Origin of the sequence: Paraburkholderia sp. MM6662-R1 (assembly GCF_050436245.1) — a bacterium.
Lineage (GTDB): Bacteria > Pseudomonadota > Gammaproteobacteria > Burkholderiales > Burkholderiaceae > Paraburkholderia > Paraburkholderia tuberum.
Window position 1 is genome coordinate 110,666 of sequence record NZ_JBNDLV010000002.1, and the last position, 21,942, is coordinate 132,607.

Consider the following 21,942-nt stretch of genomic DNA (forward strand, 5'->3'; position numbering starts at 1 on the left):
GTCAATCGGGATTGTTTTTTCAGTTTCCAAATGGCAGGTTATGCGGAATTTTCTGAGGGCGACGTAGCAGTACGTCTCGACGGTGGATCACGCTGATATCCGCGGGTTGGGTACCGCATTACAGAGGTCCGCCCAATGAGCCTGCCGCTATCTAGTTCCGCAAGTCGGATGAGATCCGTTGCGTAGCAACCTCGCGGGTTACTCGTGTGCCGGGCTACGCCGCCTTCAGGAAACTCCTTCTGGTGGTCAAGGGGTAAGGGTGTCTCAGGTGTCGCGTCACGCCGTGAGTACTTTGTTCGGCGTAGGTATGGCAAGCGACATCGCGAGCTGGCTGATGTCCCAGATGAACCCGCTAAGTTCGCGGGCGACCGCGATCACCGCGATGTTCCGGTCCTTGCCACGCGCGACGAGCTTCCGGTAGCGTCGGCACAGCCGCACCTGCGCGTCCCAGGCACGATCAACAATGGGTTTCGGGATGCCTTCGTGCCGGCGCTGGATCTCGGGACTCACGCGGGCGAGGTGCCGATAACTCCAGGCCGCTTCGACAAGCAATTTTCTCGCATAGCTGTTGCCGTTCTTGGTGATGCTGCCCTGGCGTCGTTTGTTACCGGATGAGTGTTCGGAGGGCGTAACGCCAAGCCATGCCATCAGCTGCCGTGGGTGTTCAAAGCGCGAAAGATCCCCGAGTTCGGCGATCACGCTCACCGCAGTGGTGAACTGGATGCCGCGCATCGCCTGCAAGCCGAGTATGGCTGGATAGAAGCGCCAGTTGACTGCGGCCTCACGCAGCGCTTTCTCGAGACGTTCGCATTGCGTTAGCCGGTCTTCGATCGTGCGTCGATGTTCTTCGAACGCAAACTGCTGCCATTCGTTTGCAAATGAATGCGTACTCAACCAGCGTTGATGAGCCGGTCCCCAGTTGGCGCTGCCGGTATAGCGCACACCGTGCAGTAGCAGAAATGACTTCAGCCGCTGCCGGGCCTGCTTCAGGTCGTCTTTGGCAGCAGCCCACGCACGGGCCAGGTCCCTGAATGCTTCATCTTCGACGCCAGGAACATACACGGCCGACAGGTCACCCGCCCGTAACGCTCGTACCAGCTTGATCGCGTCACGCCGATCCGTCTTGACACGCTCGCCTGGTTTCTTCGGGATCAGTGACGGTGCACAGACCATGCAGTCGAACCCTTTTTCTGTCAGTTGCCGGTAAAGCCCGTAACCGCATGGCCCTGCTTCGTAGACTACGCATACGCGTCGCGCTTTCGATTGAAGACGCTTGCACAGGCGATCGATATCCGTCTTCGTCGTACCAATCTTGCCGAGCAGTTCAACCTCACCCGTGCCGAGCGCATAGGCCACCGTGATCGAGTCCTTGTGAACGTCGAGCCCTACGTACAGTGTGCTATCGTTTTCCATGCTGGCCTCCGTGGTGGAAGTTGCCGGATGTGGCACTGTCCACATCGTGCGGCTCTGGCAGAGATGCTAACCCGCGTTTGATTCACCCGCAGGCCAGCCACCACCTCACGGAGTCATACTGACTAGTTTCGTGGCTGTGCGGCATTGCCGGATACCGGCGGCATTCACGAACCTGCGAAGCAGGATAAATAGTTGCGGTAAATGGCGGCTATTGGGTTGTTCAATTGGATATTCCCATCAGGAATGTGAATGGATGTGACGTGACTATTCTAGCGCTCTGCGCCATTGATGAACTGCGTGACCCTGCTATGGCGCTCAGCAGTAGTGGCGCAGATTGATCATCGTATAGGCTCGCGTCTTGAAGGCGTAGTGCACGTCACTGATGCGTTCGAAGCGCAGCAGCAGACGGTGAAATTTATCTTCCCAGGCGAACACGCGCTCAATGGTGCGAAAGCGCTCTTCAAAGATCGCCGGATCGAAGCGTCGCTTACGACCGCCTTTGAGCTTTTGCGTCCACGCGGCTTCTCGGGAATGTTGGGAACCATGCCGCGATTGATAATTGCCTTGCGGTTGGCCCGGCAGTCGTAGACGCCGTCCAGACTAACGATCGCGCCTTGCAGGTCCATGCCGATGCCGCGCGCTATCTGGCTGAGCTGGGGCAGCGCCTCGCGCAGCAGGGGCGATTCGCTGCGCCCTGCAAGGCTAAAGGCATTCACCGCTTATCTGAAAGATCTGTCGCCCAAGAAGCGGCCTGTCATTGAGGCTTCAGATCCTGTGCCCTACTACACCCCGAAAGTTAAAAAACCGCGACGCGCTATGCATGAAGCTATGCGCGCTGGTTTGAGGTAACGCTATGCCCACTCGCACGAAGGTAGTCGCATTTCTGGTTGGATCGCCCGCTGATCTGATCAACTTGATTTCCATTTCTACGGTCTTCTCCTACCCGCGAGTTGATGGGAAGTCTGTGTACGCGACCAAGATCCTCTCGACTCAGCCGACCCAAGTCGTCCACGGTTCGGGTGGAATCACGCTTGCTGACTGCATCCCCTACTCCGAGTACACAGGTCCAATTGACACACTTGTGGTCGTCGGAGGTATCAGTGCATTTGCTGAGGTTTCGCCGGACTTGATTCAATGGGTGCGTAGACGTGCATCCCAAACACGCCGTCTCGTTTCTGTCTGTACCGGGGCGTTTGTTTTGGCTCCCACAGGCCTACTTGACGGGAAGCGTGTAACTACCCATTGGCATCACGCAGCAAAGCTTGCCCAGCTCTTCCCGAAACTGAAAGTCGATAAGGACAAGATTTTTCACAAAGACGGGAAAGTCTACTCCACGGCCGGCGTAACGGCAGGGATAGATCTGGCACTCTCTATCGTTGAAGAAGATCTCGGACACCAACAGGTTGCTGCAATCGCTCATACGATGGTTCTCTACGTCCGTCGCCCTAGTCATGAATCGCAGTACAGCACGCTTCTTGCCCAACAGGCTGACGTCAGCGGTACACGCCTTCGCGACCTGCCCGCATGGGCACAATCACGCCTAACGCAAAAGCTGGATGTCAACACGATGGCAAAGGCGGTCGCCATGACACCACGAACGTTCGCTCGTCAGTTTGAGTTGCACTTCAAGACGACTCCGGCACGTTGGGTTCAGAAGATTCGAGTGGAGGCAGCTTGTGTGTACCTTACGACCGACGATCTGCCAGTGAAGGCGATCGCAAGACTGACCGGCTTCCGCGACGAACTGTCACTTCGCAGAGCATTCAGTCAACAACTCACGATGACGCCGAAAGACTATCGTCGAAGGTTTGGCATGGCTCGGCATGTTTCAATCAGCTGAATTGCAAAACGTCGCAGCTTCATAGAAAGACGCTCAATGACGAGGTTCATAGCGATACTCGGTTTCATGATTCAGACGGTACGGTGTGCTTTGAGGATAGGAGTGGTCTATGTTGCAAATGAAGAGTTCGTGTGAACGCTGCGGAACCGACCTAGAGAAAGAGACGACGCAAGCACGGACTTGCTCTTACGAATGACATAAGTCCAGAGAGAGGGGTTTCTACGAGAATAAAGAACGCAATCAATGTGCCTACTGCGATTCCAGTGAAGCGGATCAGTCGGGGAGAGCCGACGAAAATCAAGATTGCGATCATGAGGAGAAACGAAATCGCTAGTTCCGCGATGAAAGCGGTCAAAACACCTGCGGCCCCTGGAATTGTGACGGCATAGAGTACCGGCGGCTCTGTGAAGAGCTTCCCGGCTGGAGATCACCCAATCACCAGCTTTCAACGTCTTGAACTCAGTCAGGATCAGAAAGGCAGTAATGGGGTTCATACCGACTTGAGCCATCTGGCCAAGATCACCTTCGGGCAGAGCCCGCTGCCACGTCTCGTTGGTCTTGATGCGGGTTGACCAGGTTGTGTTCTGAAGCATGGGCGCGATGACTCGATCGCCCACCTTGACGTGTGTAACGCAGCTTCCTACTGCGGACACGCGCCCGACGCCCTCGCATCCTAAACCGTGAGGGAGTGGCGGCAGTTCGCCATAGATGCCCGCAATGATGTACTGATCGGTCGGCGAGACCGGCACGGCTTCCATGTCGATAATCCACTCATCGGCTGCCAATGGGCCGAATTCTGGCTGCTCGACCAGCTTGATCACGTTTTTGGGGTCGCCGTAAGCGGTGAGTTGAAGTGCTTTCACCGGAAAATTCCTTTCATGTAGTGGCGCGCCATGAGCGCTGTCGCTGAAGGTGTCGCGTCGGAAGCGCGCGGGGGCGCCTCCGAACGCTTCGGGCTAGTGGCCGGCAGTGCGACCGCCGTCGACATAGTGGATTTCGCCAGTGACGTAGTCGGCATCTTCGAGGTAGTTCATCGCGCGAACGACGTCTTCGATCTTGCCGTTACGGTTCAAAGGAGAGAACGACTTCAGGTCCTCCGGATTTGATCCATCGTGAAGCGGCGTGATCACGATGCCGAGCGAGATTCCGTTCACGCGGATGTTGCTCGAGGCCAACTCCATGGCCAGACCACGCGTAGCAGCAACGCAGGCACCCTTTGAGAGTGAAGCAACAACCGCCGGAACTGTTTGCAGGGCATGCTCGACGAGGCTGGTCGAAATCTGGACGATATGGCCACCTCCTTGCTTCTTCATCGCCGGGACTGCAGCTTGCGTTGCGAAAAACACGCTGTCGAGATTAGTCCGCATTACTTCGCGGTAAGTCTCTTCCGAGATATCTTCGATTCTTCCCGGACGCCAGATTCCTGCGTTGTTGATTAAGGTATCCACGCGACCGAAGCGGTCGAGCGCGGTATGGATGACTTTCCGTGCAATTTCAGGATTGCCGATATCACCAGGGACGGTGATGTAGTCAGGATCATTCGATTCGGCTATGGTGCGTGCATTCCCAACGACTCGCCACCACACGCTCGCGATAAGCGTTCACAAACGCCGCACCGATCCCGTGGGATGATCCCGTCACAACTACAACTTTCTGGATATCACTCATAGTTCTTTATTCCTCAGGTTGGTTGAAGCGGACTTGCCCACAGAGCCGCCCGCCACAAGCGCAAAGCTAAGCGGCTGTCGCAGCAGCCTTCATCTTGTTCACAGCTTCCTCAGTCGTCCAGAGACCGTTCGCCATGAAGCGCCAATTGACCATGGCAGCCACATAGCCGTCGCCTTCCTCGTTCTTCGGTCCCGCTACCGCGTCCCGTACCATTGCAACCTCGAAACCAGCTTCGATGAGGTCACGCATGTGAGATTCCAGGCAGATATTCGCCGCCGGGCCAGCCATGATGACTTTCTCCACTTTGCGCATCCGGAGCTGCTTGACCATGTCATTCGCCATCGTTCCAAAGTGCTTGTGCGGTGATGTGTTGCAGGTGTGTCCGTCCATCAGATACTTCTTGAACGGCTCGTAATAGTCCGCCCGCGAGTGAGCAAAGCCCTCCAGGTCCACCGGGTCCTTGCGCCCGCAGAAACCAATCCCTCCGAGGTAATGCGCGATAGCGCCACCGGGAACCACCCATTGAAGATCTGTTGGGTAGTACCAGTGGGGGGAGTGAAGGATGTAGTAGCCCAACTCTTGTGCAGTTTTGAGAAGCTGTTCCGTGTGTGAGATCACGTTCCGTTCTTTCAGCGAGTCCGCGATCAGCTCGTAGTAGGTCCCGGTCTTTTCTTCAAAAAACTCGTTTTGCATGTCGACCAGCACGAGCGCCGTGCGCTTGTGGTCAAGTTCCATCTCGGGGTTGCGATGCGTGAACAACATATCTGAGCCTCCCTAATGGGGTCATAGCGCCTTAGTATTCAGGCATACCAATTAAGTATTGCAGATTCCAAAGGGGAACACTCTGACAAAAACAGGGCAGATTCTGCCGCCCAACCAAGACTGCCGGAGCAGTCGAAGCGCTCCGCGACGACCACGATCTAGTCTGGAACCGAAGTCGAGGTTCATCTTCAGCTTTTATGCGCTAGTGAAGGAAGTACCTCGTTCAATTGACCGCTTTGGAATCTCAAAGTGGCAGAGTTCGCACTCTATTTGTCAGATCAAATTGATCGGCATTTCAACCAGTTGTGAAGATGCTGGCCGGGAAGCGCTTTACCAGTTCTGCCATTCGCCACAATTCGATCGGGAACTCCTCGTCTGTCTCAAAATGAGCAGCAATAACGTGACCGATGAGGAAAACAACAGCGCAAGCCGTTTGCGGTAGCTCAGGGCAGGAGGCCGGAGCACAGTAGCGCAATCTCCATCGAATGGCCGGACTCGGCAGTGCTCCGGTCATTCGAAGCTGCATGGTCGGTGTCTCTTGATGGCCGCGTGCTGCCTCATGCAGTTAGCATGCAATGCCTGAACCATCGGGAGGCTTCGATCGGTAGCACGCGACCCTGAGCGGCCCTATGCGGCGCCGAAAGGTCTACGTCTCTTGAAAAACTGGAGCGGCCGTTCGGTGCGACGGGATTGCGGACCGGTCGTCGGCATCAGATGGTCGGGAATCGAGGGTTTCGGGGTACGCAGATGGCATCACCAGGGCTGCGGCTGAGCAGTTCTATTCGTTTCGCATGTAAGCAATCCTCCACATACGCCGTGTTATCCACCTGGGATTTGGCATCGCGACAAAGGCCTTGGAAATTATGAGAAGCGCAGTAGACTCTAAATGGAATCAGGCACAGCGAAGCCAGAACAGCATTGCTGTTTGAGTCGAGATGTCGCCTCGGTTACTCCGCCAAATGCATCAGCGTTGTTGCATTAATCAGGCGTAGAGACAACATGCCCTCTGTGATGCCGATCTCAGGCGATACGGACGGACTGCGGGCGTTCGATGGCCGCCATGCGGTTGAGCACGCCTGCACGAATCGAGACTTCGGTTGCCTGGGAGCCAATCTCGCGAGCCCACAGGCAGGAGCCCGTGAGGATCTTGAGCCGGTACATCAGGGCCTCTGCCAGCGAGCGACGATGGTAGCCACTCGCCTGCTTCCATTCACGTCTGCTGCTTGCCGCGATCGCGTCGATGGCAGCATTGCGCCAGGCCGCGCCGGGCGTGCTCGCTGGCCACGGCGTCGCGCCCTCACGTGGCGGAATCGAAGGGACCGCTGCGCGCGCAGCAATTCGCGCATGGCATACCTTGGTGTCGTAGGCGCCGTCGCCGCCGATGGTATCGATTGCCACATCAGCAGGAATCTGGTCGAGCAAATCGGGCAGAACTTCGCCATCGCCTTCGTCTTGATGGGTCATAAGCGCGGCGCAGATCTGGCCCGTGTTCGCATCCATCGCCAAGTGCACCTTGCGCCACGTGCGACGTTTGGACCAGCCGTGCTTGCGTACCTTCCACTCGCCTTCGCCGTAGACCTTCAGGCCGGTGCTGTCGACCACCAGGTGCAAGGGCTCGTTGGCGCGCCGCGTTGGCAGTACAACCTTCAGTGTCTGTGCGCGGCGGCTCAAGGTCGTGTAGTTCGGCACCGGCAAGCCCGGGTAGGCGAGTTTGCGCAGACTGAGCACGAAGCCCTGCACAGCGCGCAGCGGCAGATGAAAAACCTGCTTGAGGCCGAGCAGCATCTGGATCGCCGCATCGCTGTAGATGCGCGGTCGGCCGCGCCTGGTCAAGCCAGCTTCGGATAGCTGCGTCAGTACGCTTTCACCAATCCACATGGTCACATCGCCTCTCGCAATCAAGCCCGCGTTGTATTCACGCCAGTTCTTGACGCGGTATGCACCTTTGGGCTCGCTTGCCTTGCGTTCGTCCTTGCGCATCTTCTTGGCGAAAAAATCGAGAATCTACGCAGTTCGAAGTGAAGTTAACATCCTGGTCAACCCGAGCGTTGCGCGTAAACGTCACTGCCAAGCGCCGTGATTTTTGCAACAACGCCAATGCATCACGCGATTTTGTCGTCGATGTGGTTATGTGGCAAATGACCAGCTCTGCCGATCCTATGAGCCAGCAGGGAAATTCCACGAGACATACCGCCTCGGGGATGGCATTAACCGACACGGGCTCCAGCAATTGGCCCGAAGCCGGAGAAGATAACCTCCACGGAGTATGTGATGGCAATCAAACCACATTGGCGAACGCCACTTTTCATGATTCTGCTTTCGCTTTCCATGATGGGCAATGTCGCGCGCGCGGAAGGCATTCCAATTGTCACCGGCCAACAATGGATGGCGTCGTCGGAGGCGGAGAAGAAAGCGTATCTCGTGGGTATCGCCAACCTGTTGGACGTCGAACGCGCCTATGGCGGTGCTACGTCGAACCGCAACGACATCCCACAGCGATTTGGCAAAGGCATGCAGGGCCAGACGCTCGACAGCGTACGTCAGGGGCTGGATAACTACTACGCAGCCAATCCAACGATGGTCCAGCATCCGGTGATTGAGACCCTCTGGTTTCAGATGGTCGTGCCCGGGCTGAACAAGAACCAGTAAGGAAGACGGTCATGAAGCGACTTGGATGGTTCGTTAGCATCGGTACCCTGGTCGCCGCGATCGGCTGCACGGACATGACTCCGCGGCAGCAGGGCACGGTGAGCGGCGGGGCGATAGGGGCGGCGGGCGGCGCGGGTATCGCGGCAATCGCAGGCGGTGATGCGTGGACCGGTGCGATTATCGGCGGCGCGGCGGGTGCTGTGGCCGGCAATATGCGGGGTGGTCATCAATAGGCCTGCCTGTACAGGTTGTTGACCAGGTGAAGGCGAATCATGCCGGCGGAGAGCTGGAGCAGCGTAGCGTGAATATCGAGCCAACGTTCGCGGTGACAACCAGAGGAAGAGGCACCGATATGAGCGATGGTGACGGATTCAAGGAGTTGTACGTGCGCGCGGCGAAGAGGAACTCCATCTCCGCGGTGCCGTCGCTCACTTCACGGATTGAGCCTCGTAATCCGTTGGCCGTGTACGCCAAGCCCGGCCATCAATCCTTGCTGACCAAAGATAAATGCGTAGACGTCAGCCTGCAGTGTTGTGGTGTTCATCGATCTGGCTGCGCCCGCATCCACGACTACAACGGTCGGGCCTACGCCAACGGCCCAACCACTACTATCGAAGGGTTGGCGCGCGGCTGCGTCGGTCATCAGAAACAACGCCTCCGAGAGCGTCTGCGCACCAGCCTGCAGGCCCCACGAAACCCCAGTGTTTCTGAAGTAGCCTAGGACTTTGCCGTCGGAACCGAACAGTACGCCTCTTCCGCCTTGCGCGCCGACCCCGAGGCCCGCCCTGACGATGTTCGGAAACACGAGAACTGCCTTCGCCCGATCATGAAGGTCCCTGGCTCTGGGCGCCGTGTCAAACAGTTGCTGCAGCGCCGCGCGCGCTTGCGCCTCCAGTTCTGGATCACCCGTTCCTGGCGACGAAGTCCCTTGCGTTGAACAGGCTGCCGTGAGCAGCAAAAGCGGGACCACGAGAAAAAGCCACAGACACTTGCTCATGACACGCGCTCCATGCGAAAGGCGACCTGGCGATATGAAACGAACTCCCGCATCGGGATCTTCTCCGACCATATGAATAGTGGCACCTGCTTGCCGTCAAGACAACTGGACCTTGGTCTCATAGCGACGTGGCAGGCCCCCGGCAGCCATCCCGGTCCCGCAATCCTGCGGAGTCGGCTTGCTCGCCGCGCGACGAGCTTTTCGTCAAGGCGTGCGTTCCGCAATCGACAAGCGCTACGTGGTCCGCTGACCGGACGAAGGTCCGGACAATGACTTGACGGGCATGTTTTGGACCTGACGGTCCGGTATCCGTAAAGGAGCCGCCCCTCGAATGTCGGTGCGAGAGCGCGGGCCAATGACCGTAGATGGCCGGCGACCGCTCGCTAACCGGCCTGACAATCTACACCTCCGTCTGCTCGGCGATTTCGAGTGCATCATCTACCTCGATGCCGAGGTATCGCACTGTACTTTCAAGTTTCGTGTGGCCGAGTAACAACTGGACAGCCCTGAGGTTCTTAGTGCGACGATAGATCAACGACGCCTTGGTCCGCCGCATCGTGTGGGTGCCGTAGGCCGTGTCGTCAAGGCCGATTGACGCGATCCATCGATGAACCAGCCGGGCATATTGCCGTGTCGACAAGTGCGGAGAGCCGTGAATTCTGCTCGGGAACAGGAAGTCGGTTCCGTGCAGCTCCGCATGCCTTATCCATGCTGCCACACTCTCACGAGTCTGTTCGGTAATCTCGAACTGAACCGGCCGTTGCGTCTTCTGCTGCATGATCATCGCGCGGCTGGCAACGTGCTCCCCGTGACAAACATCGCGAACGCGCAGCTTCGTCAAATCACAAGCGCGAAGCTTGCTGTCGATGCCGAGATTGAACATTGCCAGATCTCGCACGCGGGACGAGAGCTGCAGCCGCACGCGTATCGCCCAGATTTCCTTCAGCTTCAGCGGTGGCTTCTGACCGGTTAATCTCCCTTTGTTCCACGGGACCCGCGTCGGGACCGAGTCGTTTGATGTGCTCATGACAATCTCCTTTCAGTTGAAGGAGATCCAGTTTGCGTCTGGCGCAATGGGCGCTACCCGACCCACAACTGCCCTTCGATCCCACGTACCCTTAACGGCGGCTTCCAAGGGTACAACGGCCGTTTGAGCAATTATGTCAGCCGGAGGGTCCTCGGCCGTATGGAAAGCTTCGCATGATGCCGAGCAGCTGCCGACCGTCGCCATCCTCTCCCCCAAGCGACGCGCGTTTCGGGATCTTTGCCGTGATAAGCGCGGGAAAAGTGACGGCTTCACGAGAGATGCCCGCGCGGCCGCCTGCCGGCGCCCGTCGACCAACCAATTCCGCCATCTGACACATCGGCGCAATTCAGTAGTAAGCTTGGGCGTCAGCCGATTGGAGTCCAACGTCGTGGCACTACCCCTGATCGTGGAATGCGGCGACGGCGCCGCTCAGGCAACCGACCTTTGCTCTTGGCTTCATGATGGTCGCCTCGCCGGCGTCCAGAAAGTCAGTCAGCAAGAGGAGCCCGCAAAGTCCGGAGAGCAGGGGCCGTTGCTGCTGCCCTTGCTGACCGTTATTCTCGCTTCGCCAGCCGTCGTCGCGGTGGTTAAAAGCGTGCACCGGTATATTCAGGCGCGCACGCCACAGACGACGATTACGCTCAAGCAGGGATCAAAATCCCTGACCATTGTTTGCGTAAACCCGCCGCCGATTGCCGAGCTCGTTGAACAGGCAAAAACGCTGTTTGAAGAGTGAATCATGAAGTACCCGCCCGATCTCTCGTACGAGTCAGAGTCGCGTGTGATCTTCATTGGCACCACCAGGTGCCACGAGGATATGGAACGGTTGCCGCCGCTCCCCCAGGTCGAAAACAATATCGCCGATCTACGCAAACTGTTCGGCCATCCCCACGTCGTTGGCCTGCCGCCCGCTTGTATCACCACTCTGATCGACGTCGAAGAGGCGGGCACTGTGGTTCGATCGGTAGCGAGGTACGCCCTCGAAGCAACGGATACACTGCTTATTTACTATTCCGGACATGGTCTTTATGGGGACAGGAAGTGCCCCCTTTATCTCGCTGCCGGGACAACTACTAGCGACATGAAGCGGTCAAGCGCTATCCGGGTTACCGATATAAAAGATGCGATGCGGGACTCTCCCGCACGTAAGCGAATCCTTATTTTGGATTGCTGCTATGCCGGCCGCGCACTCGATGGTGAAATGAGCGGCGGCGATGACGTCGGTGATGCAATAGATATAAGCGGCACCTATGGAATCGGCGCCGTACCCGGTGATTACAAAGCGCTGGCGCCGCCAGGCGAAAGGCTCACATCATTTACCAAGGCGCTCGTAAACGTACTCGATGGTGGAATTGCCACAGCCGGAGCAGTGCTCACGGTCGATCAGGTATTCCAGGCGGTTAAGCGACAGGTCGGCAGAGAAAGTGATATGCCCCTTCCGCAGAGGAATAATTCGAATGACGGCGGCCTGTTTAAAATTGCCCGAAACCGCGCATTGGAGTCGCCGCGGGAAGATGTTTTGAGCGAGCCAATTTTTTGGCGTGCGATGTTCAGGAAGAGACAGGTCTTCTTGGTGGGCCACATCGCCGTCCGGGTCTTCCTGACGGATGCGCAAGGAAAGGTCATGAAGACAATTGGCCCGGAAGACTCGTTTACCCGATTGGTTATCGAACTCCAAAACATATTGCCGTATCGGGTAGAGGTCATGGCCGATGCGACATGCGAAGCATTGTCTCAAGTTGGAGGCGAATCGTTTCATTACCAACAAGTAATCGACCTTGCACCGGCCAGCACCCAAATCAGCGAGAGCCCCGTGCGCCTCCGTCCGGGGAGCCTGAGTGTTGTTGGGAAACTGACGCTGGCCACCCGCACCTCGCGAATGACGTCATGGCGGCAAGAGCCTAAGGCAGTCGCTTTCAGCGTTCAGGTACGGAATACCTCGTAACGATCGGCTTGATAACGTCCCGCGTCTGAAGGACTTAAGGCCGCGGGCGTTGCGCAAATCCAGTTGCGGCTTCCACCAGAGAGCGAGTGTTCACGTTTATGAAACAACGCTGTCACTGTTCCGGACTACGAGACGAAGCCTGGCTCCCGTTCGCCCTGAGGTAGACACCTGAATGTTTCGCTCATGCGCGTACCTGTGTCATACCGAAAGCATGACGTTAAGCGCAACACTGTAAGAAACGATGGTCGCTGTATCGCGCGGAGCAGACGCTCTATTGGCCGCGTGACGGACAATGTGAAGGCCAGCAATTGGCCGACTGCTGCCCGACGCGGTCGGCTGAACACGACCCGTTACAGACATTGTTCCCCTCAGTCTGATCGCTGAAAAGGGGTCATTCAAATTAACCAGATTGCCTGTCAACTCAGTCGTTGCGCGCGTGCTTAGACCGCCGTGAGACGGCCGTTCCGCCCCGCCCTTTGCAAACCCGCCTCACCCGGCGACCAACGCCCTAAGGATCTCGCGCACCCAGCGATGGCCGGTGTGTCCGTGACTGCGCTCATGCCACAGCATGCCCACCTCGAAGCCCGGAACGGAAATCGGGCATTCTACGATCCGCAATGCATCGGTGTGATCGCGCACAAGCCGTTGCGGCACTAGAGCAACGAGGTCGGAGCGGGACACGATATCCAGCACAAACAGGAAGGAGGCCGCGGACAGCACCACGTTGCGCCGAAGGCCTAGGGCCGCCAACGCGTCGTCCACGGGCGTGACGAAGTCGCCGCCGCGTAGCGACACGATGACATGCTCAAGCTGCGCGAACTGCAAAACCGTGAGCTTTCGTCGCAGCTTGGGATGGTCGCGGCGGCCTATCATCACGTAGCGTTCGTTAAACAGGTGGCGGCTGCGCAGGCCAGTCGGGGCGTCACTGGGCGTCATAAACGCGAGGTCGACCTCGCCGTGAGCCATTTGCGTTGGCAGTTGCGGAACGTCCAGCATACGCAACGCTATCCGCACACCAGGCGCCTGTTGTCGAAGCTCCAGGAGTAGCGGCTGCACAAGCGCAGCCTGTAGATAGTCGGTGCAGGCGATAGCCATAGTTAGTTGCGCCCGCGCGGGATCGAAATGGCCATGCTGGATCACCGTTGCACGCAATTGATCAAGCGCATTGCACAAGGGCGCCAGCAGTTCGTCGGCTTTCGCCGTGGGAGTCATGCCGCGTTGCGCCGGGATCAGCAACGGGTCACCAAACAGGTCGCGCAAGCGTGCGAGCTGCGCACTTACCGCTGGTTGGCTAAGGTGTAGGCGGCGGGCAGCGCGCGTCACGTTTTGCTCTGCGAGCAAGGCTTCGAGGGTGACCAACAGGTTCAGGTCTATGCGTTTGGTATCCATGGCATGGATAGTAGAGCAAGAGATTGACGATTTCACTCTATAGCATTTTTTGTCCAGACTGCACATGTCGGCGCGCGTGTTGCGTGCCTGTATGGAGAGTCTCATGACGCCTTTTGCACCATTGCCCTTGATCACCGTCGCTGGCGCCTCCAGCAAGCAAGGCCGCAGCGTGGCCTGCGCCCTGCTGGATAGCGGTCGCTACCGCGTGCGCGCTCTCGCACGAAGTGCAGATAGCGCACCCATGCGCGAACTGGCCCAGCGCGGCGCCGAGATCGTCATCGCGCCGTTGGAGGCGGGTCGCCAAGCCGAGCTTGCCGCGGCTATGCGCGGCTCGTACGGTGCCTTCCTGATGACACCGCCAATAGCGCCCGTGCCGCCGCCGGGCCGCCCCGAATTGGCGCTGGGGCTCGAGTTGGCTGATGCGGCGCTCGCCGCGGGCGTGGAGCATATTGTCTGGAGCAGCCTCGAAAACGTTGAGGCTCGCACGGGGGGCACCCTGTGGGCGCCACACTTCACCGAAAAGGCCTTGGTGGAGGCATACTTGCGCACGCTGCCGCTGCGCAGCTCCTTCATCCAGCTCGCTTTTTTCTACAGCAACTTCCTTGAGTACTACGTACCACGGCCGGAAACCGACGACAGCCTCAGCTTCGCCGTCTATCTGCCGCCAGATACGCCCGTGCCATTTGTCGATCCGCTGACCGCAACCGGTCCCGCGGTTCTGGCGCAATTTGACGAGCCGGAGTCTTATTCCGGCCAAACCCTGCCGGTGATCGGTGAGGTCCTGACCGCGCGCGAGATTGTGGACACCTTCGTCCGCGTAACAGGCCGGCGTGCGCACTACGCCTCAGCGTATACGCGCGAGGAATTACTACGTCACTTTCCCGCGTTCGGTGCCGATGAGTGGCTGGTGCGCGAACTTGTGGGAATGGTTACCTATGCGGTCGAATACGGGTACTACGCGCCAGAACGAGACTTGACGTGGAGCCGGCGAAACGATCCCGACGCACTGACATGGGAAGGTTTTCTGCGGCGCAGTGGTTGGCGTGGAGAACTCACCAGCTTCCGGGTTGCAACGGGTTTATAGACGATTACGCACGCGGTCGACTAAAAGGCCGTCTGGCTCGGAGGGCTTATCAACATACGCCCTTCCGAGGTAAAGCTCGACCGGTATTTCTTATCGCAAAAAATGCTCCACGGCTCCGGCGGCGAAATGGGCCGCGGTGCAGGAAGTTGACATCTGGCCGGCGTCCTTCCGGGTTCCTGTAAAGCGAGCAGGAACCCCGAAAGCGGTCAACTATGACCGACCGCTGTTGGCCCAGACTGTGTCAAAACGCCATTTTGACAGGTTAAAATGGCTCATCCGATAGCGGAGGATGGGCGAGATGAAGCGGTTCGTTCAAGGCGACAGTCGTACACAAAGCTTTCTCCTCCCTGAAGCACTTGACGACTACGTGACGGACACCAATCCCGTGCGTGTAGTCGATGTTTTTGTAGATGAGCTTGATCTTCAGAAGCTTGGGTTTGAAGGTGTTGAGCCAGCGCTGACAGGGCGGCCTTCGTATCATCCGGAGGTGATGCTCAAGATCTACATCTACGGTTACTTGAACCGTATTCAATCCAGCCGTCGCCTTGAACGCGAGGCTCAGCGCAACGTCGAACTGATGTGGCTCACGGGCCGCTTGGCGCCGGACTTCAAGACCATTGCGCGGTTCCGTAAAGACAACGGCAAAGCAATCCGCAGCGTCTGTCGTCAGTTCGTCATGCTATGCCAGCGTCTGGACCTTTTCGCTGAAGCGTTCGTTGCGATCGACGGCAGCAAGTTCAAGGCGGTGAACCATCGTGATCGCAACTTCACAAGCGCCAAGCTCGAACGACGCATGCGCGACATCGAGTCAAGTATCGCTCGCTATCTCGAGGCGATGGACACAGCCGATCGTCAGGAGCCTGCAATCGCGAAGGCCAGAACAGAGCGACTGCAAGACAAGATCGCGGCCTTGAAGGAACAGATGCGAAGCCTCAAGGAAATCGAGGTTAAACTGAACGAAGCACCGGACCGACAGGTGTCGCTCACGGATCCCGATGCCCGTTCGATGAAGACACGAGGAACGGGAGTCGTCGGCTACAACGTCCAGACGGCGGTTGACACGAAGCACCATCTGATCGTCGCGCACGTCGTTACGAATGATGGCATTGATCGTGATCAGTTGACGTCGATGGCGAAGCTGGCGCGTGAGGAGATGGCCGTCGACAAGCTCACCGCAGTTGCGGATCGCGGCTACTACAAGAGCGAGGAGCTACTCGCATGTCATGAGGCTGGAATAAGCGTGTTTGTTCCGAAGACGGTGACATCGAGCGCAACGGCTCATGGCCGCTTCGGCAAGGAAGATTTCATTTACAACGCAAAGATGAACGAATATCGGTGCCCAGCAGGCGAGCGGCTCATCTGGCGATTCTCGACCGTTGAGCGCGGCCTGAAGATCAGTAAGTATTGGAGTTCGAATTGCCAGCAATGTTCGCTAAAAGGGGACTGCACGCCGGGTCCTCAACGTCGCGTGACCCGCTGGGAACACGAAGCTGTTCTTGATGAGATGCAGGCGCGACTTGATCATGCGCCTGAGATGATGCGCATCCGGCGACAGACTGTCGAGCACCCGTTCGGCACGATCAAGGCATGGATGGGCGCCACTCATTTCCTGACACGGACCATCGGGCGGGTGAGTACGGAGATGAGCTTGCACGTGCTGGCGTACAACATGAAGCGGGTGATCAAGCTACTCGGTTCAGAAGCGGTTATGAAGGCGATGCGGGCATGATGCCCGTACGGGGCTGTTGAGCCTTTGCGATATGTTCGACTGTGATTTGCGTTCAGATTGCTGCAAACGACAAGCCGCGACGTGCGCCGGAACAGGTTTCGTCAATTCCCAGTGGCCACGCGTTTTGACACAGTCTGGGCCGACTACTGCCTGTCGGCAAGTTGGCACCCGAGAAAACCCGTAGAGAACGATCTTTTTTGGCCCGACGGTGCGAGAGATGCACGGATTGGAGTCGGCCCTGTCAGCTAGATAAGGGACGGTTGATCGCCCTGGTCCGGGGCAGGCGCGGTCCGTGCGCGTGGCGGAAGCGGGTATGGCTCCGCCTTCAAGGCATCGGCTGTCAGCAACCGCAGGAAAGATCTGGCTTCGTCAGTGCTTCGGCACGAAAGCCAGTCGACGTGCTCGGATTGCGGAAGCACGACGACGCCGCGCTTCTCGACGCCGGGCTTGTGAAATCGCTTCATCAACGGATGCTCGTCGGCATTGACAGTCAACATGGTCATGGACAAGCGCTGCGAGCCGTCCAGGTTGTCCCACGCGCGCCATAGGCCCGCTATGGCACATGCGCTGCCGTCAGCCAGCCCGATGCGCCAACGTACAGCCTTCCCAGTCTCATACGATGGCTCATAGAACCTGTGACACGGGATAAGGGCGAGTTGCAGCCGGTTCCACGCTCCGCTGAAGCTGCGCTTCTGACCAACAGTCTCGGCCCGCGCGTTCATCGTGTCAAAGACCTTCACCCCGGGCGGAATCCGCTCGCGTGGGACCATTCCAAAGGTTGCAGCGTCGGTCGATAGCTGACCGTCGATGTGGCGGAAAATCGGGGCAGCGTAATCCTTGTAGATCTCGCGGCGGTATTCAAATGAGGGTTTGGGGAACAGGCTGAACGCTTCGAATTCCATCTGTCCGGGCGCTTCGTAGCTGGTACACATGACCTTTTCCTCCGTCAGTCGATGGGAGCAGGAATGGGGGAGCGCTCGGGTCCTTGCAGGAAGGCGAGCAGGCGCCGCTCGGCACCCTCGTACTGATGCAGCGGGGCGGTGCGTAGCTGGGCGTCGTGCAGGGCGAGAAGCGCGGTGAACGTGGAAACGCAGTCTTCGTCGAGTAACCAGCCGTCCTGCCTACCGCTCTCGTGCGCTTTCATCAACGTGATTTCTCCGACACACTCAGCGGCCTTGAACAGTTCGACGGGTTCGCCGCCATACCCGGCGCACTGAAGAAACCACGCCATGTAAGTCGCCCGGGTAAGTTCGTTGACGATGCGACCATTGCCGTGGCCGCGACGCCAGCAGTCCAGCGCGACGTGATAGGACAGTGACCGCTCGCGCGCCAGTGCGGCGCTCATCGGCAACAGCTTCGTTTTGGTAAGTGGCCTGCGCGCCATCTTTTTCTCGCCTGCGCGCTTCCGGCTTGACGCCATCTTGTCCATCGCTCCGTTGGATCGCCCGCCATCATTGAACGGGCTTCACGAAATGGTAACAGCATGGGGCATGGTGCCCCGGCGGACTACCGGCTATCCGCTACTGCATTCGCGGGCGGCGCAATCGCAAAGGCCGCACGGGCTTTGCCCGCCATCCAGCCGGGCGCGCGTCCACGTCCACTCCAGGTGGCTCCGCTGGACGGGTCTCTGTACTTCGGCTCCTGAGCGCCGGTCTGCCTGACCCTGGGTCGACGACGGCCCGGCGCCTCCTGAAGGTCGTGCAGCGGGATATGCCACTCCTCCATCCTGGCCTGGATCTCGCGAATGGCTCCGGCCTTTTCCTTGGCGAGCGCAATGTCGATTTCGCGGTCTAGCGTCGCGAGCTCTGTCTTGAGCTTAAGGTAAGTCGACATGTAATTCTCCTATGCTTTCGTGTGCAGGCGGTGCTGGGCCTGAGCCGCGTCGAGGCTATCGAAGTTGCCCCGGTGGTCGCGACCCTCCCACAGCATGAAGCGCGGTACGCCAGCGACGACGTATCGCCCGATGGTCCAGCCGCTAGGGTGCGACCAGCCATAGGGCGAATCCTGCTTCCATTCGGTCTGTGAGGCTACATCAGACATGGGGTGTCTCGTGGACTGAGCGCGTTGACTGGCTAATTTATCCGCGAGTCGCGAGAGCGCGCTCGATCTTCTTGTCAGTCTTGTACTGGCTCAACGCATAGACCGACCAGATCGCGGCCGGAATCCAGCCGATCAGCGTGAACTGCAGCAGCAGGCAGATGATTCCTGCAAAGGGACGTCCGATCGTGAAAAACTGAAGCCATGGGAAAACGATGGCAAGCAACAAACGCATAATGATCCTTTGTGGTTGAGAGTCGTCAAGAAAGGCGCCAGCGACTGGCTGGCGATTGGGGCGGGTTTTCGCCGCAATCTGGTTATGAAAAGTTCGCGCGTCAACTCAGGGCATCGCGCCTTCGTCATCGCGCATGCAACGGAAATAACGGGGGTCATTTTTTTCAAGACGTTCCAGTTTCCCTGTGGCCGCAAGCACGGCCTGCAATGGCACCTGATGCATTATCCGGTCGTACTCGTTGACGATCGCTATCAGGTCGTCGCTCAATACGGCGGGTACGGTCCATTGCTCCCGGTCCTTGCCTCCTTCGATCAGATGTACGACCTGCCGGCCTGTTTCGCGGATCATGTCCAACGGCAAGGCGGCGCGCCCTTCGGCCGTCAGCATTTCCGTGAGCAGCACCACCGACTGCAGGTTAAGCAGCGCTGTCTCGTCGTTGTGACCAGAGCGGATCGCTTCAAGGCCAACGCGGATATGCAGGACGATCCGGTCTGCCTCGGCGCGTGCGAGCGGTGACGTTAGTAGCCGTTTCTTTGTGGCCTGCTCCGCGCTTGCATTGGCCAGCTTTCTGCGTTTCTTTGATACAGGCATTGATGTCTTGCGTGAAATTGCTAGATGCTGTTTTCGCATGTGCCCGCTGCCGGAACCGGCGAGGCAAGCGTTGCGATAAGCGTATAGCCCGGGTACTGCCGACGCGTGGTTTGCGAGAAAGCCGACACCGCTGCTTCGCTATCGTCCGCCGTGACGATGCCGTGAACCGGCTTGATCACGTCCGATGTGCCGTCCTGCCGCAATACACCGGAGACGATGAAGCGCGTCGGCTGATGAACTTTCCAGCCGATGTGTGCGCCTCGTTCGGTTGCCACGGCGGGTGCGGATGCTGCAAGGCCGGTAACGGCAATGGCGAGCGCGGGTATGAGCGCCTTGAGAGCGGCGACCTTTTCACGTAAGGCTGTGCTCAGCGGAACTTCCGATTTTTTAGAGTGTGGTGCCATAAATTCCTCAGTGAGTCCGGTTGATTTTATGGCTCACAGAGCATTGTCAAGTGCTGGCGCGTTGCGCGAGTCAGGCATAAAGACCCGGCGCATAATGGGCGGTGGCCCGACACGGCTTCGAGATTGAAATACATCGGTCGGCCGAAAGGTTGCAGCTTTCTCACTAACGGCACGACGTCGAGAAACTTTAAAGTAGCGCGCCAGGAATCGTCTAGTCCGGCCGCCCGTTAGCGGGGTGGTGGGCTTCGGTACAGAACGTGCTGTGCGACTATTGCCGAATGTCAGCCAGCGCACCTGCGCGTTCCAATCAACCGCCCGGGTTTCAGGAGACACGATGACGCGCGAACAATTTGTCAGCCAGCTTGGAATGATGCTCCGTGACGTGCCGGTGGGCACAGCAGCGGACCTAAGCGACTGTATGGTCGCGTACTGGGACGGGGACGCCGTCGTTTTTGCCTTCCTGTGTGAGCGTGGGACTGGAGCTATCGACGAAGAATTCGACATGGAAGACTACGTGTGGGAGGAATGGCAGCCAACGTTTGAAAACTGGCTTTCTGCTCCCGCGCTCAGCATCCGTCCCGAACTTATCGAGTGGCTCAGAGACGCGCCACCGCGCGAGGCGGGCGTGTGACATGGGGCGCTGGAGCCGGCTCCTCAGCCTTCTCAGCCCGCTTGACGGTCTTGCGCGGCTTGGCGGGGAGTTCCGCGACGGGCGCCGCTGGCCGCGCACGCGAAGGCGCGGGGGTGCGTTTCGCGTTCCATGCAACTGGCCCGCGAGCAGTGGAAGCGACACAGGCTATAACTCCGCAGGGGACGCGTGCATTGCGGCCCGTGGCAGAATGATTGTCCCCGCATCTCAACGGAGACTGCCATGTCGATTCTGGTAGGGACCGCCTCGTGGACTGATAAAACGCTGATCGAGTCGGGCGCCTTCTACCCTCCCGACTGCAGCAGCGCAGAGGCGCGCCTGCGGTACTACGCCAGCGTGTTCCCGCTGGTCGAAGTCGATTCTTCGTACTATGCGATGCCGAGCGCTGCCAACAGCGCCTTGTGGGTCGAGAGGACGCCAGCCAAATTCGTTTTCGACGTAAAGGCCTTTCGCCTGTTCACCGGCCACCAGACCGAGCCGCGATTTTTCCCGAAGGACCTGCAGGCCGACTTGCCAAGCACCGGCAAGAAGAACCTGTACTACAAGGACATTCCGGCGCCGGTGGTCGAGGAACTGTGGGCGCGCTTCTTCGAGGCGCTGCGGCCGCTGCATCAGGCTGGCAAGCTGGGTTCAGTGCTTTTCCAGTTCCCTCACTGGATCACCGCCGTACCGAAGGCCAGGGAGCATGTTGAACATTGTGCCGAACGCATGCACCCGTTCCTCACCGCGTTTGAATTCCGGCACGAGAGTTGGTTCAGCGAAAGGCACCGTGAGTCGACGCTGGCTATGGAGCGGGAACGTGGAATTGTGCACGTTATTGTCGATGCGCCAGAAGGGGTGACGAAGCGCGCACACACCGTCTGGGAGGCGACCTCGCCGGAGCTCGCGATCGTGCGGCTGCATGGCCGCAACGCTGACACCTGGACCGGCGCAGAGTCGGCGGCCGACCGGTTCAACTATGAGTACTCCGAGGACGAGCTGCGCGCCCTCGCGCCGGGCATCCAGGCAATCGCGAAGAACGTCGGGCGCACGCACGTCTTGTTCAACAACTGTTATAGGGATGTCGCACAGCGCAACGCGGGAATGATGACGCGGCTGCTCAACGCCGAGCGGATTGGTTAGATCCTTTGTACGGCAGACCGACCTGATGTCAAGGAGGGGTCGCCGCGAGTCCCGAAGGTTCAACCCGCAAGGTTGGGGCTCCCTATCAGTGAACCTGTCGCCAGGCGCGGTCAATGGCGGCGAAGACGATCGGCAGGAAGTCATGGCCTTCAAACGACGCAGGCCGGTCGTCGTTTGGGTATGACAGGACGGCGGGCGCGCAGATCATCTGTAGCAGCCGGTCGCTGAACTGTCCGTTGGAAGAGATTTCAGCCAGCACTTCCTCCTCCATCTGATGAAGCAGCTTCCAGGTCAGAACACCCTTGGAGCGGTGTCGCGCAACAACGCGCGGCACGACTTCCTCAGCGGCGGCCTGGGCATCAAACAGGATGTTGTAGTTGGGCATCGACAGTACTCCTCGT

The 21,942-nt window shown here is 58.6% G+C and carries 26 protein-coding genes and 1 pseudogene; 11 read left to right on the top strand and 16 right to left on the bottom strand.

Annotation, left to right across the window (positions count from 1 at the left end; translation table 11 throughout):
• Window positions 1-276: 276 nt before the first annotated feature.
• Window positions 277-1,413, bottom strand: coding sequence for an IS110 family transposase (locus tag OKW39_RS21525; RefSeq protein WP_429563570.1), 1,137 nt, complete (start codon window positions 1,411-1,413; stop codon window positions 277-279).
• Between the two features lie 288 nt (window positions 1,414-1,701).
• Here OKW39_RS21525 and OKW39_RS21530 point away from each other — a divergent pair, with 288 nt between their 5' ends.
• The 3 genes from OKW39_RS21530 to OKW39_RS21540 all read left to right on the top strand — a co-directional run bounded on the left by OKW39_RS21530 (window position 1,702) and on the right by OKW39_RS21540 (window position 3,449).
• A complete protein-coding gene (locus tag OKW39_RS21530) occupies window positions 1,702-2,001 on the top strand; it encodes a hypothetical protein (RefSeq protein ID WP_429563571.1) in 300 nt (99 codons plus the stop codon).
• 265 nt (window positions 2,002-2,266) lie between these two features.
• Window positions 2,267-3,253 carry a GlxA family transcriptional regulator gene (locus tag OKW39_RS21535; protein WP_184032754.1) on the top strand — a complete coding sequence of 329 codons (987 nt, stop codon included), beginning with the start codon at window positions 2,267-2,269 and terminating at the stop codon, window positions 3,251-3,253.
• A 118-nt stretch (window positions 3,254-3,371) separates the two neighbouring features.
• Window positions 3,372-3,449, top strand: coding sequence for a DUF1272 domain-containing protein (locus tag OKW39_RS21540; protein WP_429563727.1), 78 nt, complete (start codon window positions 3,372-3,374; stop codon window positions 3,447-3,449).
• Window positions 3,450-3,834: 385 nt separating this feature from the next.
• Here the strand turns inward: OKW39_RS21540 and OKW39_RS21545 are convergent.
• From OKW39_RS21545 to OKW39_RS21560, 4 genes and pseudogenes are all read right to left on the bottom strand, one after another.
• Window positions 3,835-4,116: pseudogene (locus OKW39_RS21545) on the bottom strand (alcohol dehydrogenase catalytic domain-containing protein); the annotation flags it as partial.
• Window positions 4,117-4,209: 93 nt separating this feature from the next.
• Window positions 4,210-4,839, bottom strand: coding sequence for an SDR family NAD(P)-dependent oxidoreductase (locus OKW39_RS21550; protein ID WP_429563572.1), 630 nt, complete (start codon window positions 4,837-4,839; stop codon window positions 4,210-4,212).
• A 148-nt stretch (window positions 4,840-4,987) separates the two neighbouring features.
• Window positions 4,988-5,683, bottom strand: a complete 696-nt coding sequence (locus OKW39_RS21555) for a cysteine hydrolase family protein (RefSeq protein WP_184032731.1) — start codon at window positions 5,681-5,683, stop codon at window positions 4,988-4,990.
• 1,020 nt (window positions 5,684-6,703) lie between these two features.
• A complete protein-coding gene (locus OKW39_RS21560) occupies window positions 6,704-7,663 on the bottom strand; it encodes an IS5 family transposase (RefSeq protein ID WP_429563573.1) in 960 nt (319 codons plus the stop codon).
• A 291-nt stretch (window positions 7,664-7,954) separates the two neighbouring features.
• Here OKW39_RS21560 and OKW39_RS21565 point away from each other — a divergent pair, with 291 nt between their 5' ends.
• Window positions 7,955-8,332 carry a hypothetical protein gene (locus OKW39_RS21565; protein ID WP_429563574.1) on the top strand — a complete coding sequence of 126 codons (378 nt, stop codon included), beginning with the start codon at window positions 7,955-7,957 and terminating at the stop codon, window positions 8,330-8,332.
• An 11-nt stretch (window positions 8,333-8,343) separates the two neighbouring features.
• Window positions 8,344-8,565 carry a YMGG-like glycine zipper-containing protein gene (locus tag OKW39_RS21570; RefSeq protein WP_133190412.1) on the top strand — a complete coding sequence of 74 codons (222 nt, stop codon included), beginning with the start codon at window positions 8,344-8,346 and terminating at the stop codon, window positions 8,563-8,565.
• A 200-nt stretch (window positions 8,566-8,765) separates the two neighbouring features.
• Here the strand turns inward: OKW39_RS21570 and OKW39_RS21575 are convergent, their stop codons facing one another.
• Window positions 8,766-9,329: a YSC84-related protein gene (locus OKW39_RS21575; RefSeq protein WP_429563575.1), complete on the bottom strand. Its 564-nt coding sequence runs from the start codon at window positions 9,327-9,329 to the stop codon at window positions 8,766-8,768.
• 400 nt (window positions 9,330-9,729) lie between these two features.
• Complete coding sequence (locus OKW39_RS21580) at window positions 9,730-10,356, bottom strand: tyrosine-type recombinase/integrase (RefSeq protein ID WP_429563576.1); 627 nt, start codon at window positions 10,354-10,356, stop codon at window positions 9,730-9,732.
• 388 nt (window positions 10,357-10,744) lie between these two features.
• On the opposite strand from OKW39_RS21580, the gene OKW39_RS21585 reads away from it, so the two are divergent.
• Together OKW39_RS21585 and OKW39_RS21590 are read left to right on the top strand one after the other, a co-directional pair.
• The gene (locus OKW39_RS21585) at window positions 10,745-11,092 is read left to right on the top strand and encodes an effector-associated constant component EACC1 (RefSeq protein WP_429563577.1); all 348 of its coding nucleotides are present in this window, start codon (window positions 10,745-10,747) and stop codon (window positions 11,090-11,092) included.
• Between the two features lie 3 nt (window positions 11,093-11,095).
• Window positions 11,096-12,301 (top strand): caspase family protein, encoded by a 1,206-nt coding sequence (locus tag OKW39_RS21590; RefSeq protein WP_429563578.1) that lies wholly within the window; start codon window positions 11,096-11,098, stop codon window positions 12,299-12,301.
• A 489-nt stretch (window positions 12,302-12,790) separates the two neighbouring features.
• Here the strand turns inward: OKW39_RS21590 and OKW39_RS21595 are convergent, their stop codons facing one another.
• On the bottom strand, window positions 12,791-13,690 hold the full coding sequence (locus tag OKW39_RS21595) for a LysR family transcriptional regulator (protein WP_187628925.1): 900 nt from the start codon (window positions 13,688-13,690) through the stop codon (window positions 12,791-12,793).
• Window positions 13,691-13,793: 103 nt separating this feature from the next.
• Between OKW39_RS21595 and OKW39_RS21600 the strand changes: the two genes are divergently transcribed.
• Window positions 13,794-14,774, top strand: coding sequence for an NmrA/HSCARG family protein (locus OKW39_RS21600; protein ID WP_187628926.1), 981 nt, complete (start codon window positions 13,794-13,796; stop codon window positions 14,772-14,774).
• A 298-nt stretch (window positions 14,775-15,072) separates the two neighbouring features.
• Entirely contained in the window at window positions 15,073-16,503 is a 1,431-nt protein-coding gene (locus OKW39_RS21605; protein ID WP_429563728.1) for an IS1182 family transposase, read from the top strand.
• A 245-nt stretch (window positions 16,504-16,748) separates the two neighbouring features.
• Here OKW39_RS21605 and OKW39_RS21610 read toward each other — a convergent pair whose 3' ends face one another.
• The 7 genes from OKW39_RS21610 to OKW39_RS21640 all read right to left on the bottom strand — a co-directional run bounded on the left by OKW39_RS21610 (window position 16,749) and on the right by OKW39_RS21640 (window position 19,641).
• On the bottom strand, window positions 16,749-17,435 hold the full coding sequence (locus OKW39_RS21610) for an SOS response-associated peptidase family protein (RefSeq protein WP_429563579.1): 687 nt from the start codon (window positions 17,433-17,435) through the stop codon (window positions 16,749-16,751).
• 14 nt (window positions 17,436-17,449) lie between these two features.
• Window positions 17,450-17,932 carry a hypothetical protein gene (locus OKW39_RS21615; protein WP_244144998.1) on the bottom strand — a complete coding sequence of 161 codons (483 nt, stop codon included), beginning with the start codon at window positions 17,930-17,932 and terminating at the stop codon, window positions 17,450-17,452.
• 77 nt (window positions 17,933-18,009) lie between these two features.
• Entirely contained in the window at window positions 18,010-18,336 is a 327-nt protein-coding gene (locus OKW39_RS21620; RefSeq protein WP_090812872.1) for an H-NS histone family protein, read from the bottom strand.
• A gap of 9 nt (window positions 18,337-18,345) precedes the next feature.
• Window positions 18,346-18,543, bottom strand: a complete 198-nt coding sequence (locus OKW39_RS21625) for a hypothetical protein (protein WP_090812873.1) — start codon at window positions 18,541-18,543, stop codon at window positions 18,346-18,348.
• Between the two features lie 37 nt (window positions 18,544-18,580).
• The gene (locus tag OKW39_RS21630) at window positions 18,581-18,775 is read right to left on the bottom strand and encodes a YqaE/Pmp3 family membrane protein (protein WP_090812874.1); all 195 of its coding nucleotides are present in this window, start codon (window positions 18,773-18,775) and stop codon (window positions 18,581-18,583) included.
• Window positions 18,776-18,880: 105 nt separating this feature from the next.
• Entirely contained in the window at window positions 18,881-19,405 is a 525-nt protein-coding gene (locus OKW39_RS21635) for a hypothetical protein (protein ID WP_429563580.1), read from the bottom strand.
• Entirely contained in the window at window positions 19,387-19,641 is a 255-nt protein-coding gene (locus OKW39_RS21640) for a hypothetical protein (protein ID WP_429563581.1), read from the bottom strand. Before OKW39_RS21640 ends, OKW39_RS21635 begins: the two co-directional genes overlap by 19 nt.
• A 463-nt stretch (window positions 19,642-20,104) precedes the next feature.
• Here OKW39_RS21640 and OKW39_RS21645 point away from each other — a divergent pair, with 463 nt between their 5' ends.
• Window positions 20,105-20,401, top strand: a complete 297-nt coding sequence (locus OKW39_RS21645) for a hypothetical protein (RefSeq protein ID WP_429563582.1) — start codon at window positions 20,105-20,107, stop codon at window positions 20,399-20,401.
• Window positions 20,402-20,641: 240 nt separating this feature from the next.
• Entirely contained in the window at window positions 20,642-21,541 is a 900-nt protein-coding gene (locus OKW39_RS21650; RefSeq protein ID WP_429563583.1) for a DUF72 domain-containing protein, read from the top strand.
• A gap of 85 nt (window positions 21,542-21,626) precedes the next feature.
• Here the strand turns inward: OKW39_RS21650 and OKW39_RS21655 are convergent, their stop codons facing one another.
• Window positions 21,627-21,926 carry a DUF2471 family protein gene (locus OKW39_RS21655; RefSeq protein WP_429563584.1) on the bottom strand — a complete coding sequence of 100 codons (300 nt, stop codon included), beginning with the start codon at window positions 21,924-21,926 and terminating at the stop codon, window positions 21,627-21,629.
• Window positions 21,927-21,942 lie beyond the last annotated feature (16 nt).

Bases quoted from the DNA above. Each gene is read 5' to 3' on its own strand.
- OKW39_RS21525 (WP_429563570.1), bottom strand. From the start codon at position 1,413: ATGGAAAACGATAGCACACTGTACGTAGGGCTCGACGTTCACAAGGAC.
- OKW39_RS21530 (WP_429563571.1), top strand. From the start codon at position 1,702: ATGAACTGCGTGACCCTGCTATGGCGCTCAGCAGTAGTGGCGCAGATT.
- OKW39_RS21535 (WP_184032754.1), top strand. From the start codon at position 2,267: ATGCCCACTCGCACGAAGGTAGTCGCATTTCTGGTTGGATCGCCCGCT.
- OKW39_RS21540 (WP_429563727.1), top strand. From the start codon at position 3,372: ATGAAGAGTTCGTGTGAACGCTGCGGAACCGACCTAGAGAAAGAGACG.
- OKW39_RS21555 (WP_184032731.1), bottom strand. From the start codon at position 5,683: ATGTTGTTCACGCATCGCAACCCCGAGATGGAACTTGACCACAAGCGC.
- OKW39_RS21560 (WP_429563573.1), bottom strand. From the start codon at position 7,663: ATGCGCAAGGACGAACGCAAGGCAAGCGAGCCCAAAGGTGCATACCGC.
- OKW39_RS21565 (WP_429563574.1), top strand. From the start codon at position 7,955: ATGGCAATCAAACCACATTGGCGAACGCCACTTTTCATGATTCTGCTT.
- OKW39_RS21570 (WP_133190412.1), top strand. From the start codon at position 8,344: ATGAAGCGACTTGGATGGTTCGTTAGCATCGGTACCCTGGTCGCCGCG.
- OKW39_RS21575 (WP_429563575.1), bottom strand. From the start codon at position 9,329: ATGAGCAAGTGTCTGTGGCTTTTTCTCGTGGTCCCGCTTTTGCTGCTC.
- OKW39_RS21580 (WP_429563576.1), bottom strand. From the start codon at position 10,356: ATGAGCACATCAAACGACTCGGTCCCGACGCGGGTCCCGTGGAACAAA.
- OKW39_RS21590 (WP_429563578.1), top strand. From the start codon at position 11,096: ATGAAGTACCCGCCCGATCTCTCGTACGAGTCAGAGTCGCGTGTGATC.
- OKW39_RS21595 (WP_187628925.1), bottom strand. From the start codon at position 13,690: ATGGATACCAAACGCATAGACCTGAACCTGTTGGTCACCCTCGAAGCC.
- OKW39_RS21600 (WP_187628926.1), top strand. From the start codon at position 13,794: ATGACGCCTTTTGCACCATTGCCCTTGATCACCGTCGCTGGCGCCTCC.
- OKW39_RS21605 (WP_429563728.1), top strand. From the start codon at position 15,073: ATGAAGCGGTTCGTTCAAGGCGACAGTCGTACACAAAGCTTTCTCCTC.
- OKW39_RS21610 (WP_429563579.1), bottom strand. From the start codon at position 17,435: ATGTGTACCAGCTACGAAGCGCCCGGACAGATGGAATTCGAAGCGTTC.
- OKW39_RS21615 (WP_244144998.1), bottom strand. From the start codon at position 17,932: ATGGACAAGATGGCGTCAAGCCGGAAGCGCGCAGGCGAGAAAAAGATG.
- OKW39_RS21620 (WP_090812872.1), bottom strand. From the start codon at position 18,336: ATGTCGACTTACCTTAAGCTCAAGACAGAGCTCGCGACGCTAGACCGC.
- OKW39_RS21625 (WP_090812873.1), bottom strand. From the start codon at position 18,543: ATGTCTGATGTAGCCTCACAGACCGAATGGAAGCAGGATTCGCCCTAT.
- OKW39_RS21630 (WP_090812874.1), bottom strand. From the start codon at position 18,775: ATGCGTTTGTTGCTTGCCATCGTTTTCCCATGGCTTCAGTTTTTCACG.
- OKW39_RS21635 (WP_429563580.1), bottom strand. From the start codon at position 19,405: ATGCGAAAACAGCATCTAGCAATTTCACGCAAGACATCAATGCCTGTA.
- OKW39_RS21645 (WP_429563582.1), top strand. From the start codon at position 20,105: ATGACGCGCGAACAATTTGTCAGCCAGCTTGGAATGATGCTCCGTGAC.
- OKW39_RS21650 (WP_429563583.1), top strand. From the start codon at position 20,642: ATGTCGATTCTGGTAGGGACCGCCTCGTGGACTGATAAAACGCTGATC.
- OKW39_RS21655 (WP_429563584.1), bottom strand. From the start codon at position 21,926: ATGCCCAACTACAACATCCTGTTTGATGCCCAGGCCGCCGCTGAGGAA.